Below are 14,285 nucleotides of genomic sequence, written 5' to 3'. Positions count from 1 at the left end.
GCCCCCACGACGCCCACCGCGCCGCCCCCCTCGGTGGGGGCCGCTGCGGGGGGCGCGCGTCGGAGGAGCCCTCCGTGCGCCGGTAGGGTGACATGTCGTGGCAGCACGACCGTTGAGTGAACTTGTGGAGCCGGGGTGGGCGGACGCGCTGCGTCCGGTGGCCGGACGGATCGCCGCGATGGGCGACTTCCTCCGCGCGGAGATCGCGGCCGGCCGTACGTACCTGCCCGCCGGGGCTCATGTCCTGCGGGCGTTCCAACAGCCCTTCGACGAGGTGCGGGTGCTGATCCTGGGTCAGGACCCCTATCCCACCCCCGGCATGGCCATCGGGCACAGCTTCGCGGTGGCGCCCGAGGTCCGTCAGCTGCCCGGGAGCCTGGAGAACATCTTCCGGGAGCTGAACGCCGACCTGGGGCTGCCGCGGCCCTCCAACGGCGACCTGACGCCCTGGACCCGGCAGGGCGTGCTCCTGCTCAACAGGGCGCTGACCACCGCGCCCCGCAAGCCCGGGGCACACCGGGGCAAGGGCTGGGAGGAGGTCACCGAGCAGGCCATCCGGGCCCTGGTGGCCCGCGGCAAGCCATTGGTGTCGGTGCTGTGGGGGCGTGACGCGCGGAACGTGCGCCCGCTGCTCGGTGATCTGCCGGCGGTCGAGTCCGCCCACCCCTCGCCGATGTCGGCGGACCGCGGGTTCTTCGGCTCCCGCCCGTTCAGCAAGACCAACGAGCTGCTGGTCCGGCAGGGTTCCCAGCCGGTGGACTGGCGACTGCCGTGAACCGGTGGCCGCCGCCACAGCGGTGACCGCCATGACAGCGGTGACCGCCGTGAACCGGCGGCGTCACACCGGGCAGGGCTCCGGGCGGGCGACGGCCCGCGCCAGGTAGGCCACGTCGACGGGGTCGGGGTCGGGGAGGTCCGGCACCAGGGCGCGCAGAGTGCTGCGGTCGAAGACCGGGCACCGGCCCCCGGCCGTGGAGACGAAGTCCGCGTACGCCTGTTCGGCCTGGAGCTCATCGGGCGTGGGGTGCTTGATGCGGCGCGTGAGGACGAGCGACAGCCCCGGGTAGCGGGCCTCGTACGCGGCGGCGATCGCACGGAACGGGGTGCTCCCCGGGTGGACGATGTGCACCGTGCGCAGGCCCGGGCTCGTGTGCGCGCGAGCGGTGGCGACCATGGCGTCCGCCGCGTAGTCGGCCTGCAGCAGGGACACTTCGCCGTCCGGGTCGCAGCGCACGCGGAAGCGGAGCGTGCCGGGCGCGCCCTCGGGCCGGTCCAGCAGAGCGGCGACCTCGGTGGTGGGGAGGCGCTGCCGCAGCGCCTCGTCGATGCCGCGGTTCAGCGCGTCGAGCGGCTGTCCGGGCACGCCCTCGGGCGCGGCCCTGTCGTCGACGAGCAGCCCGAGCCGCTGGACGAGCACGCTGCGCCGCCTGCTCGCGCTCCAGGCCCGCACCAGCCGCTCGGCCTGGAACTTGGTCTGCTGATAGGGGACATGGAAGCCGTACTCGTCGGTCAGGTCGTCCTCCAGGACCGGGCCGTGCACGCGCCGCCCCACCACGTACGCGGTGCTGACGTGCACCACCTGCGCCCGCGGCGCCCGGTCGGCGAGGGCCAGGACATTGCGGGTCCCGACGACGTTGGTCTTGAACGACGCTTCCGCCTCGTCCTTCAGGGACAGCAGCGCCGCGCAGTGCCACACCTGGTCGACACCCTCCGCCAGCGCGTCGTACCGGGTCTCCGCCAGCCCCAGCCGGGGGTGCGTCAGGTCGACGGTGACGTACCGGACGCGGTCGAGCGCGCCCGGCGGCAACTCCGGTGTGGTCAGCCAGGTGACCGCGCGGGCGACCCGCTCCCGCAGGACGTCCGGGGTGTCCCGGCCCAGCACGGTGATCGTGCGCTCCGGGTCGGTGGCGAGCAGCCGGCGCAGCACGCGGCTTCCCACGAACCCGGTGGCTCCCGTGAACAGTACGGACACGACGGTCCTCTCTCGCTCTCGTGCGGCCTGTGCGAGAGCCATGCCTACCGCAACGGCACCACGGGCGGCGCGCGGCACGACGGAGCCGGGACGGGGAACCCACGGAAGGAGACGTCGGGCCACGATGCCGTAAATAGCCCATGCGGGTGAAGTGTTGACATCTCTGGAGCAACCAGGTGAATACGGGGCCTTGGTGGGCCTTGTCCTTCCTACGCTGAGCGTCCGTCGTGGCCCGGTGCCGGCAGATGCGTCGTACTGCCTTCCGGGACGAGCTCTCTCTCCCTCCGGAGGCATGCACAGATGCACCAGGCCGAAAGCACACACTCGCTGGAACCCCTCGCCATCGTCGGGGTCTCCTGTCGGCTTCCGGGAGGTGTCCGGAACCTGGCGGAGCTGTGGTCGGCTCTGGAGGAAGGACGGGACCTGGTCGGGGAGGTCCCCCCGGACCGGTTCGAGAAGGACCTGTTCGTCGACACGGTGACACCGCGCACCGCCAAGAGCTACACGGCGGCGGGCGGTTTCCTGGACGAAGTGGACTCCTTCGACGCCGGCTACTTCGGCATCTCCCCGGTGGAGGCCGCCCACATGGACCCGCAGCACCGGCTGCTGCTGGAGCTGACGGCCGAGGCCCTCGACGACGCCGCCATCGCCCCCGAGTCGCTGGCCGGTTCGGACACGGCCGTCTACGTCGGCATCTCGGACGCCTCCTACGGGGCGCTGCAGATGGCCTCCGTCCGCACCGTCGGCCCGTACACCATGTCCGGCTCCGCCTCCTCGATCGCGGCGAACCGGCTGTCGTACGCCTTCGACCTGCACGGTCCGAGCATGGCCGTCGACACCGCCTGCTCCTCCTCCCTGGTCGCCCTGGACCGCGCCTGTCAGACCCTGTGGCAGGGCACCAGCGGGGCGGCGGTGTGCGGCGGCGCCAACATGCTGCTCAGTCCCTATCACTACATCGGCTTCTCCCAGGCGGCGATGCTCTCGCGCGCGGGCCACTGCGCCTCCTTCTCCGCCGACGCCGACGGGTTCGTACGGGCCGAGGGCGGCGGAGTCGTCCTGCTCAAGCGGCTGTCGGACGCCCAGGCGGACGGCGACCGGGTGCACGCGGTGATCCTGGGCAGCGGGAGCAACAGCGACGGCCGGACCTTCGGGCTGGCCCTGCCCAACCCCGATCTGCAGGAGCGGCTGCTGCGCGAGGTGTACGAACGGGCGGGCGTCCACCCCGACGAGCTCGTCTACTTCGAGGCGCACGGCACGGGGACGCCGGTCGGCGACCCGGCGGAGGCCATGGCCATCGGCCGCGCGCTGGGCATGCGCCGCATCACCGGCGATCTCCCGATCGGCTCGGTCAAGAGCAACACGGGCCACCTGGAGCCCGCGTCGGGCATGGCGGGGCTGTGCAAGGCGCTGCTGGTCCTGCGACACGGCCGGGTGCCCGCCTCCCTGCACGCCGAGAAGCCGCACCCCGAGATCGACTTCACCGGCCTCGGGCTGTCCCTCACCCGTGAGCCCCGCGTGCTGCCGGCCACGGAGCGGCCCGTGGTGGGCGTCAACTCCTTCGGGTTCGGCGGGGCGAACGCGCACGTCATTCTCGGGGCCGCCCCCGCCCCGCGGCGGGCGCCGGAGCAGGAGCGGGAGCCGTCGGCGCCCGTGCCCGGGCGGCTGCCGTTCCTGGTCACCGCCCGCACCCCGCAGGCCCTGGACGAGGCCGTCGAACTCAACGCGCGGCGGCTGGGGGAGGCGGCGCCGGAGGAGTTCTACGACCTCGCCCACACGGCGTGCCGGCGGCGGGGGCGGCACCCGCACCGGGCGGTCGTGCTGGCCGACTCCCCGGCGGAGGCGGCCCGGGCGCTGCGCACGCTGACCGGCGGGGACCAGGCGAGCGAGGGCGGCGAGGCGACCGACGCGGAGGCGTCGGCCGGGGCGGACAGGCCGGCCGGGGTGGAGTCGACCGGGGCGGACAGGCCGGCCGGGGTGGAGTCGACCGGGGCGGACGAGGCGACCGACGCGGACGCGCCGGCCGGGGACGGCGGCGCGTACGGGGCCGCCCGCGGGGAAGCCGTCGCACACGGCCGCGTCGCCCTGGTCTTCACCGGCAACGGGTCCCAGTGGGCGGGCATGGGCGCCGACCTGCTGCGGCACGACGAGACCTTCCGGCGCGCCGTGGCGGACGTCGACGCCGAACTGACGCCGCTGCTGGGCTGGTCGGTGGCCGCGTACCTGGACACCCCGCGGGAGGAGTGGCGGCTGGCGGCGACCGAGATCGCCCAACCGCTGCTGTTCACCCTGCAACTGGGGCTGCTGGCGATGCTGCGGGAGGACGGTGTCGACCCCGCCGCGGTCCTCGGCCACAGCGTCGGAGAGGTCGCCGCGGCCCACGCGGCGGGCGCCCTCACCCTCGCCCAGGCCGCGCGGGTGATCGCCGAGCGCAGCCGGGTGCAGGCCGGTGCGGCCTGCAGCGGGCGGATGGCGGCCGTCGGCCTCTCCGCCGAGCAGGCCGCCACCGAACTCAACGCCTTCCGGGGCCGCTTGGAGGTCGCGGGCGTCAACAGCGAACAGGACGTGACCGTCGCGGGGGACCCCGACGCCCTCGCGGAGCTCGGCCGGCGCCTGGAGGAGCGCGGGGTCTTCCACCGCGAGCTCGATCTGGACTACGCGTTCCACAGCTCCGCCATGGACCCGCTGCGCGAGCCGCTGCTGGAGGCCCTCGACGGGCTGCGGCCCGGCGCGGAGGAGACGCGCTTCTACTCCACGGTCACCGGCACCCGGCTCGACGGCGACCACCTCACCGCCGACTACTGGTGGCAGAACGTCCGGCAGCCGGTCCGCTTCGCCGACGCCGTCGGGAAGGCCCTCGACGACGGGGCCGACATCTTCCTGGAGGTCGGCCCGCACCCGGCGCTGCGGACCTATCTGCGGCGCGTGGCCGCCACCCGCCGCGGCACCACCGTGGCCGTCCTGCCCACCCTCCGCCGGGACGGCGACGGCCCCGCGGAGATGGCCACCGCCCGGGCGGCGCTCCTGGCGGTGGGCGCCGACATCGACTGGGGCCGGCACTTCCCGCGCCCCGGCGCCGTCGTCGACCTCCCCGCCTACCCCTGGCAGCGGGAGCGGCACTGGAACGGCAACCCGCACTCGTGGGTGAATCCCCGGGGCGACGGCCGGCGCCTGCACCCGCTGCTCGGCGAGCGGATGCCCGCGCCGCTGCCGGCGTGGGAGGGCAGCGTGGAGCCGACGCTGGCCCGGTGGCTCGCCGACCACCGGGTGGGCGGCAGCGTCGTCCTGCCCGCCACCGGCTATGTGGAGATGGCCCTGGCCGCCGGCCGCCTGGCGCTGAAGGCGGACTGCGAGGTCGAGCACCTCGACATCAGCAGCGCGCTCGTCGTGCCGTGGCCGGACGCCTCCGGCATCCGCGTACAGACCTCGCTGTCCGTACCCGACGGGGCCTTCTCGGTCACCAGTACGGACGAACACTCCAACCAGCCGCGCCCGCACGTCCGGGCACAGGTGCGCAAGCGCCTCGGCCGCCGCCCGCGGCCGCTCGACCTCGCGGCGGCGCGGCGGGACTGCCCCGAGGCCATCGACCCGGACGAGTTCTACCGCGCCTGCGAGGAGAACGGGCTGCAGTACGGCGAATCCTTCCGCCCGCTCACCGAACTGCGGGCAGGCGGCGACACGGCGCTGGCGCGCTACCGGCACGACGCGCCGGGCGAGCCGTACACCGTCCACCCGGCGCTCCTGGACGGCGCGCTGCAGACCGGCGCCGCCCTGCTCCGGGACCGGCTCGCCGAGGGGAACGCGTATCTGCCCGCCGCCATCGGCAGGGTGCGGGTGTGGGACACCCCCGCCCCGACCGGCGTGTTCCGCGTGCGCGAGCGCGGCAGGACCGAGGCCGAGGTGTGCTGGGACATCGTCGTCACCGACGACGACGGGGTCGTGTCCGTGGAGCTGGAGGGCTGCCGGCTGCGCCGGGTGCCGGTCGCGCGGCGCGCCCCCGTGAGCATTCTGCGCACCGAGATGCGCGCCGCCCCGCTCCCCGGCTCGCGCAGCGCGCCGTCCCCGCTGCCCGCGCCGGAGCGGCTGCTCGAACGGGCCGCCGACCGGTTGGCCCCGATCCGCGAGACCTGGCGGCAGCAGCGCATCGACGAGGTCCTCGCGGACGCCAAGGAGTTCGCGGGGTCCCGGCTCGCCGTCCAGGTCGCCGGGATGCTGAAGGACCCGGACCGCGCGTTCGGCGTCGACGACCTCGTGGCCGCGGGCGCCTCCCCCCGGCTGCGGCGCCTGTTCCCCCTTCTGGCGCCTCTTCTGGAGCGGTCGGGGATCTGGTCCGCGGAGGGGGACGGAACGTGGCGTGCGACACCGGACGCCCCGACGCCCGCCCTGTCCACGCTGGAGGAGATCCGCCCCGAGCACCAGCCGTTCTTCCCCGTCGTCGCCCTCGGCGCCTTCCAGATGCGAGGGCTGGAGGACGAGGACGAGAACCCGCTGGAGCGGCTGGTCAAGGACGCCGCGGCCCGCGCCGCACTGGAACAGATGTATGACACGGTGCCGTTCATGCGGCTCCAGAACCGCACCGCCGGGGCCCTCGTCGACGAGCTGGTGCGCCAGTGGCCCGCGGACCGCACGCTGCGCGTCCTGGAGATCGGCGCCGGCACGGGAGGCACCACGGCCGCGCTCCTGCCGCTGCTCCCCGCCGACCGCACCCGCTACACCTTCACCGACATCTCCCCGCTCTTCTTCACCCAGGCCGAAATCCGCTTCTCCGCCTACGACTTCGTGGAGTACGCCACGCTCGACCTGGACACCGACCTCGTCGAGCAGGGCTTCACCGAAGGCGGCTACGACCTCGTCGTCGCCGCCAACGCCCTGCACACCGCCGCCGACCTCACCGCCGCGCTGCGCCGCGTCCGCCGGCTGCTGGCCCCCGGCGCGCTCCTGCTGGGCATCGAGATCCACGACCACGAGCTGATGGCACCGGTGTTCGGCACGCTGGACAGCTTCTTCGCCAACACCGACCGCGACCTGCGGCCCGACTGCGTGCTGCTGCCGCACGACAAGTGGCTCCCCCTGCTGGACACGTGCGGCTACACCGGCGCGGTCCGGGCGCTGCCGGAGCACACCGTCGGATCGGTCTTCCTCGCCTCCCGGCCGGCCGCGGCGGACGGCGACGACACCCCCGGCGCGGAGGAACCCCCGGCCCCGGAGCCGTCGGAGTCCGTCCGCGCCACCCACGTCCTGCTCACCGACGGCGGCACCGAGGAGGAACTCGCCCGCGAGACGGCCGCGGTGCTCGAAACCGCGGGCGCGGCCCGCGTCCGGACCGCCTCGGTGGACGACGGGGCGGACACCTGGCGCTCGACCCTGCGGGACGAACTGCCCATCGGCGCCGAGAAGCTCACGATCACCCTGCTCCTGGGCACCGGAACGGACACCACGGCCGACGACCCCGTACCGGCGACGGCCCGTCGCATCACCCTGCTGGCCGACATCGTCTCCCTGTGCGGAAAGCTCGCCCCCGGGGCGGACATCGACCTGTGGCTGGTGACCCACCCCAGCGGCGCCCTGCCCGCGCCGGAGGAGCCCCGGCACCCCGAACACGCCGCCATCTGGGGCGCCGCCCGCACGGTGGCCAACGAGTACGCCGACATCCGCACCCGGCGCCTCAGCCTGCACCGCTCCGGTTCCCCGTCCGACGACGCCCGGCGCCTGGCCGCCGAGCTCCTCCACCCCACGGACGAGGACGAAGTGCTGCTCACCGCGCGCGATCGCTTCGTCCCCCGGGAGCGGGACCACCACTGGACGGTCCCCGGCCCCGAGGCGTCCCCGTACCGGCTGCACGTGCGCAACCCCGGGCTCTCGTACCAGCTGGAGTGGCGCGAGGAGGAGCCGCTCGCCGCCGGTCCGGGCGAAGTCCTCGTCGAGGTGCGGGCCGCGGCGCTCAACTACCTCGACATCATGCGGTCCACCGGCCTGCTGCCCGCGGAGGCGGTGGAGGAGACCCTGCGGACGGAGGGGTTCGGGCTGGAGTGCGCGGGTGTGGTGGTCGCCTGCGGCCCGGGTGTGACCGATCTGTCCCCCGGCGACCGCGTCGGCGGGATGGCACCGGCCGCGCTCGCCAGCCACGCCGTGATGCGGCGCGCGGACCTGCTGCGGCTGGCGCCGGACACCCCGTTCGCCGCGGCGGCCACCCTGCCGGTGGCCGCCACGACGGTCCTCTACTCCCTCGGCGAGCTGGCCCGCGTGCGCGAGGGCGAGACGGTCCTCGTCCACGGGGCCGCGGGCGGCGTCGGCCTGGCGGCCATCGCGTACCTGCGGAGCGTCAACGCACGAGTGATCGCCACGGCCGGGAGCTCCTTCAAGCGCACGCTCCTGCGCGACCTGGGCGTGGAGCACGTCCTGGACTCGCGCACGCTGGACTTCGTCACCCAGGTGCGGGAGATCACCGAGGGGCGGGGCGTGGACGTCGTGCTCAACTCCCTGGCCGGCGAGGGCATGGCCCGCAGCCTCGACCTCCTCCGCTCCGGCGGCCGGTTCGTCGAGCTGGGCAAGCGCGACTTCTACGAGAACAACCAGCTGCTGCTGCGCCCGTTCCGCAGGAACATCGCCTTCTTCGGAGTGGACGTGGCGCAGGTGGCGCCCGCGGACCCGGCCCACGCCCGGATGTGCGAGCAACTGGCCGAGATGTACCGCGGCAGCACCTCCGTCGGCCTCCCGTACACCGCCTTCCCCGCCGCCCGCGTGGACGAGGCGTTCCAGCTCCTGCAGCACTCGCGGCACATCGGCAAGGTCGTCGTCACCTTCGACCCGCTGGACCAGCCGCCGCGGGTCCACCCCCGGACCCGTACGCCCCGTCTCGACCCCGACGGCGCGTACCTGGTCACCGGCGGGACCGGGGGGTTCGGAGCGGCGACGGCCGAGTGGCTGGCCGATCTGGGCGCCCGGCGCATCGCGCTGCTCAGCCGCCGCGGCGCGGACGCCCCGGAGGCCGCGGGAGTGCTGGAGCGGCTGGCCGCGAAGGGCGTCACGGCCAGCGCGCACGCGGCCGATGTCTGCGACCGGCGGGCGGTGGCGGAGATCCTGGACAAGATCGAGGCCGAGGGCCATCCGCTCCGCGGCGTCGTGCACGCCGCCATGCACCTGGACGACGCGGCGCTGACCGAGCTCGACGCGCGGCGGCACGCCGCCGTGCTCGCCCCCAAGATGGCGGGCGCGCGCACCCTGGACGCGCTGGCGCGGGAACGCGGCGGGGAACTGGACCTGTTCCTGCTCTACTCCTCGGGCACGACACTCATCGGCAATGTGCGACAGGCACCGTACGTGGCGGGCAACCTCTATCTGGAGGCGCTCGCCCGCAAGCGGCGGCACCGGGGCGAAGGGGCCCTGGCCGTGGCGTGGGGGGCGATCGGCGACACCGGATACGTGGCCCGCACCGGGCTGGTGTCGTCGGTGGAGTCCATGGGCCTCACCACGATGACCTCGGCGGAGGCCCTGCACCACGCGCGCGGGATCGTGTCCGCCGGCGACGGCGTCGACGTCGTCGCCCTCACGAAATCGGACCTCGGCAAGATGGCCGCCGTGCTGCCGCTGCTGCGCAGCCCCCGCCTGGAGAAGCTGGTTCCGGTCCATGACGCCCAGGGCGTGAGCAAGGAGGAGATGCTGGCCGCGCTCGCCGGCATGAGCACCCAGGAGGCGCTCGACTGCCTCGCCCAGCAGATCGCCGAACTGCTGGCGGAGGTCCTGCACATGGAACCGGAGCAGCTGGACCACCACCGCCGGCTGGACGAGTACGGGATGGACTCGCTCATGGGGGCACAGCTCCTGGTGACCATCCGGCAGCGCTACGACATCGAGGTGCCGCCGATGGAACTGCTGCGCAGCAACGGGACGATCGCCGACTGCGCCCGCATCCTCTATCTGCGGCTCGGCCTGTCCGGCGCGGGGGGCGTGACGGTGGCACCGCCGGACGGCGTCGAGCTGCCGGCGGCGTCCGCCACGATGCCGGCACAGGCGGGGCCCGCGGTGGCCGCTGAGCCCGAGCGCCCGGCGCCGGCCGCGGCACCCGAACCGGCGGCGTCGAAGGCGGAGCCCGAGCCCCCGGCGGCGGACGCGGAAGCCGAGTCGGCCGCTCTCGCGACGTCCTCGCGATAGCCGGGGCCCCGGCCCGCGGGGAGGCCGGGGCGGGAGACGGAGGGAGGAGCGGACATCAGGAGTGCGGCGTCACTCCTGATGTCCGCTCCTCCCGCTCCGTCGGCGAACCGGCCGTGCGGAACGCGTGCTCCAGCCGGGTCAGGGCGGCCGCCCAACGCCGCGCAAGGTGCTCGGCACCGGGCAGCGCCGCGTCCGCGACGAACGCTACCTGGGCCCCGCGGCCCAGGCTGGTCAGGGTGGAGAAGCACAGCTGCCCCGGCAGCAGGCTGGGGATGGCGAACGCGTCCCGCACGGGCTGCCCCCCGAACGCCAGCCGCCGGGGGTAGACCACCCGGGAGGCGATCATGGACGTGTGCCGCGGGTGCGCCTGATGCCGCGCCACCCACCGGGCGATCGGGCCAGGGGCCAGCGCGAGCAACCGGCGGGTCGCGGCCCGGTACTCCACCGACCGGACGCGGGCCCCCACACCGTCGGCCGCGTCGGGGTCCTCCAGCAGCCGGGCCAGGTCGGACAGCCGTACGCGCGCCACGCCGATGCTGTTGCCCAGCCCCGTACCGGCTTCGCCGCGCACCCGCAGGTCGAGCGGGACGCAGGCGTGGGGCGCCGTCGGCCCCAGCGCCTCCGCCCGGGCCCACGACGTGACCGCCGTGGCGGTCAGGGCCAGGTGAACGTCGTTGACGCTGACCCTGGCGGCGACCGCGAGCGCGTGCAGCCGCCGCAGGTCCACCTCGGCCCGCACGACCAGCCGCGTACTGCCGGGCGTCGCGGCCGGCCGTACGACGCGGCCCGCCGGGGCGAACGACAGGGCCATGTCCCCGATCACCCGGGCCGCGGCGGACCAGGACAACCGGTCGCGGCCCGGCAGCGCGCAGGGCATGTCCTCGGGGGTGCCGAAGAGCGCCCGCAAGGTGAACAGCGCGGCGGACGCGTCCTGGAAGCCGTGGTGGGACCGGTAGCACAGGGCGTACTCGGCGTCCGCGTAACCGTGGACGAGCCAAACCCCCCAGCGGGGACCGTGCGCGGGCAGGCTCTGTTCGAGCATGGTGCGGGCGAGCAGATCGCGCCCGCCGAGCCGGTCGGTGAGCGCGATCTCGTGCACATGGGCGCCCGGATCGGCCGCCACGAGGCGGTGCCACCGCCGGGATCGGGCGACGACGGCGAGCGCCGGTACCGCCGCCGCGCGCCGCGCGACGTGCTCCCGCACGGCGGCCACGGTGGGCGGGGCGCCCGGAAGCAGCAGGACGTGGGTGTTGTGCAGGTACTCATCGCGCGGCGCCCGCCGCGCCAACGCGTCGAAGGCCTCGTCGACGGGGGAGCGGCGGGGGCCGGGAACGGTGGTGGCGTGGGGAGAACGCCTGGCGGGGAACAGGGGCATGGCATCCAGCCGGTGGTGAGGGGGCAGGTGGTGAACGGGTGGTCGGTGAGGGGGCGCGCGGTGGCGAGCGGGTACGTCAGCTGGCCGCGAAGGCGAGGACGGCGTTCTGTCCGCCGAAGCCCATGGAGTGGGTCGTCGCCAGGGCCACGTTCGCGGGCGTGGGCCGGGTGGCGACATCCACGTCCACCCGCGGGTCCAGCCGGCGCAGATTCGCCGTGGGCGGGACCGTGGCGTGCTCGACGGCGAGCACGGTGTAGGCCGCCTCGACGGCGCCGGCCGCCCCCAGGAGGTGCCCGGTCACCCCCTTGGTGGAGGTCACCAGGGGACCGGCCGGGTACACGCGGCTCACGACGGACGCCTCCAGGCGATCGTTGACGGGCGTGGCCGTGCCATGGGCATTGACGTGGGTCACGTCGCTCGCCGCGGCGTCCGCGTCCCGCAGCGCCGCCGCGACGGCGGCGGCGAGGCCCCGGCCGTGCGGCTCGGGGGCCGTGACGTGGTGCCCGTCGGCCGTCGCGCCGTAACCCACCAGCCGCGCCCGTACCCGCGCCCCGCGCGCCCTGGCGTGCGCCATCCGCTCCAGCACCAGGATCGCGGCCCCTTCGGCGGCGACGAAGCCGTCGCGGTCCGCGTCGAACGGGCTCGACGCGTGGCGCGGGTCGCACGGACGCCGCGACAGCGACCCCAGCCGCGCGAACCCGGCGATGGTCATCGGCGTCACCGGGGCCTCACAGGCGCCCGCGAGCACCACGTCGCAGCGGTTCAGCAGCAGGAGGTCCCGGGCCGTGCCCACCGCGGTCGCACCGGAGGCGCACGCGGTGCTGACGGCGAGATTGGGCCCCAGCGCGCCGCGGTCCAGCGCGACCAGACCCGCTGCCATGTTCGGCAGCTGCCGGGGGTGGAACAGCGGCGACACCTCGTCCGCGCCGGCTTCGAGGAACGCCCGGTGCTCCTGTTCGAAGGTGCCGCAGCCGCCGTGTCCGGTGCCCAGCACCACTCCGACCCGCGCGCCCGACCACTCGTCGGGGTCCAGGCCCGCGTCGGCGACCGCTTCCCGGGCCGCTACCAGGGCGAACTGCGTCGCCCGGTCCGACCGGTGGGCGAGCCGGCCACCGAGGCCGGCCTCGGCGTCGAAGCCGGGCACCCGGCAGGAGATCCGGACCGGCAGGCCGTCGAGGGCGGGGTCCACCGCCCCCGTGCCCCGGCCGGCGCACACGGTCTCCCAGTTGCGCGCCACCCCGATGCCGGCCGGCGTCACGAGCCCCAGCCCGGTCACGGCCACCTCGCGGACGCTCACCGGGCCGGGACCCGCGATCGCTCCATCAGGACGACGATGTCCCGCAGCGTCTCCGTGGCGAACACATCCCGCACCGCCACCCGCAGGCCCCACCGCTTGAGCAGCGCGGAGGACAGCTCCGCCGCGTCCAGCGAATCGAGCCCGAGGTCGAGGACCGCCGCCTCCGGGGCGACGTCACCCGCCGGGAAGCGCAACGTTTCGACCAGGACGGAGCGCAGCCGCGCGAACAGGACGTCATGTGTTTCGACCACGTCGGTCCAACGAACCGCGCGGCGCGTCGGACACGCACAACGGTCCATACGCGTACGGGCCGCCGCAACCGGCGCGATTGCCGCGAACACGGCGCCCACGGGGGCGCACGCCGGGCCGCCGCAGTCCGCCGCAGTCCGCCGGAGTGCGCGAGGATGGCCGAATCCCGTCGCGTTCCCGATCGTCGGCACGGGGAGCCATCCCTGGTTGCACAGCGCTACGACAGGGGGGGCGGCATGCCGTTCGGCACACGGAAGATCCTCGAGGCGATCGCGGACCTGCGCCGGGATCTCATGGAGCACATGCACCGCAAGGCCGAGGGGCACGGGCTCGCCGTCGACTCCGCCCGGCAGGAGATCATCAGCACGTTCGACACCCGGCTCTCCGACGTGCGCGGCCAGCTCTTCGACAAGCTCCGCGATCTGCGGGACACGCGTGAGGCCGGCGGCCGCCGGGAAGGCGTCCCCGCGGCTCGCGGCGCGGCGCGGACGGTCCAGGAGGACATCGACCGGCTCTGCGAGCAGGTTCGCGCGTGCGTGGCGGAGGTGGCCGCCGCGCGGGCCGCGGCGGAGTCGGCGCGGGCGGCGGCGGAGTCGGCCCACGAGGCGGCGGCCGCGGTGGCCGCAGCCGCGGCCGCGGCTGCGGCGGTGAGCGGGGGCGCGGCGGTGGCGGCCGGCTCCGGCCCGGCCGCCGGTACGGGGTCCTCTGTTGCGGACGGCGTGCCGTCCGCGGGGCCGGGGCCGGCCCCGGCCCCCCGCGAAGACCCGGCCGAGAGCCGCGCGGAGGCGTGGGACCGACACCGCCGGCTGCTCGGCGCGGCGGCCGGCATCGCGGTCGTCCCCCTCAGCTGCCACCGCGACACATGGGCCTACCTCGTCCAACAGGCCGTGGCCCAGCCGCACTTCCGGGTGCCGGGCGAGGTCGTGCCCGGCGACGACGGCCGGGTGCGGGTGGATCTCTCCGGGCCCTCCCTCATCGCCGCGCTCACGGCGCTCTGGGAGACGGCCCAGGGGGACGGGGCGGCCGAGCGCGGGCCGAGTGACTGGGCGCTGGCGGGGCGGATCTACGACCGCATCGCCGCGGCGGTCGAGGACGTCGCGCCATCCCCCGACGCGGGGGCGATCGTCATCGACGATCGCCCCTGAACCAGGCCGACTCCTGGCTCGTTTCGCGTGACGCCCCCGTTGTGCGTTCTCCGTGACCTGAGGCCCGCCCCGAAGGGGCGGGTCTTTTGCCCCGGCCTT

General features: G+C 75.1%; 7 protein-coding genes. 3 read left to right on the top strand and 4 right to left on the bottom strand.

All coding sequences use genetic code 11. From position 1 onward, the window contains the following. The first annotated feature begins 97 nt into the window (after window positions 1–97). Window positions 98–775 (top strand): uracil-DNA glycosylase, encoded by a 678-nt coding sequence (locus ACSNOD_RS19155; protein WP_436768195.1) that lies wholly within the window; start codon window positions 98–100, stop codon window positions 773–775. A gap of 63 nt (window positions 776–838) precedes the next feature. On the opposite strand, the gene ACSNOD_RS19150 is transcribed toward ACSNOD_RS19155, so the two are convergent. Beyond that, window positions 839–1,972 carry an SDR family oxidoreductase gene (locus tag ACSNOD_RS19150; protein WP_436768194.1) on the bottom strand — a complete coding sequence of 378 codons (1,134 nt, stop codon included), beginning with the start codon at window positions 1,970–1,972 and terminating at the stop codon, window positions 839–841. Window positions 1,973–2,272: 300 nt separating this feature from the next. Between ACSNOD_RS19150 and ACSNOD_RS19145 the strand changes: the two genes are divergently transcribed. Then, entirely contained in the window at window positions 2,273–10,120 is a 7,848-nt protein-coding gene (locus tag ACSNOD_RS19145) for an SDR family NAD(P)-dependent oxidoreductase (protein WP_436768193.1), read from the top strand. Window positions 10,121–10,175: 55 nt separating this feature from the next. Here ACSNOD_RS19145 and ACSNOD_RS19140 read toward each other — a convergent pair whose 3' ends face one another. The 3 genes from ACSNOD_RS19140 to ACSNOD_RS19130 all read right to left on the bottom strand — a co-directional run bounded on the left by ACSNOD_RS19140 (window position 10,176) and on the right by ACSNOD_RS19130 (window position 13,043). Next, window positions 10,176–11,495 (bottom strand): wax ester/triacylglycerol synthase domain-containing protein, encoded by a 1,320-nt coding sequence (locus ACSNOD_RS19140; protein WP_436768192.1) that lies wholly within the window; start codon window positions 11,493–11,495, stop codon window positions 10,176–10,178. A 76-nt stretch (window positions 11,496–11,571) separates the two neighbouring features. Further along, complete coding sequence (locus ACSNOD_RS19135) at window positions 11,572–12,792, bottom strand: beta-ketoacyl-[acyl-carrier-protein] synthase family protein (protein WP_436768191.1); 1,221 nt, start codon at window positions 12,790–12,792, stop codon at window positions 11,572–11,574. Further along, the gene (locus tag ACSNOD_RS19130) at window positions 12,789–13,043 is read right to left on the bottom strand and encodes an acyl carrier protein (protein ID WP_436768190.1); all 255 of its coding nucleotides are present in this window, start codon (window positions 13,041–13,043) and stop codon (window positions 12,789–12,791) included. Before ACSNOD_RS19130 ends, ACSNOD_RS19135 begins: the two co-directional genes overlap by 4 nt. A gap of 234 nt (window positions 13,044–13,277) precedes the next feature. Here ACSNOD_RS19130 and ACSNOD_RS19125 point away from each other — a divergent pair, with 234 nt between their 5' ends. Beyond that, entirely contained in the window at window positions 13,278–14,186 is a 909-nt protein-coding gene (locus ACSNOD_RS19125) for a hypothetical protein (protein WP_436768189.1), read from the top strand. Window positions 14,187–14,285: the final 99 nt, after the last annotated feature.

Source organism: Streptomyces sp. URMC 123 (assembly GCF_051386515.1).
Taxonomy (GTDB): domain Bacteria; phylum Actinomycetota; class Actinomycetes; order Streptomycetales; family Streptomycetaceae; genus Streptomyces.
Note: the sequence above shows the minus strand (reverse complement) of the source record. Positions and strands in the feature narration are given on the sequence as shown.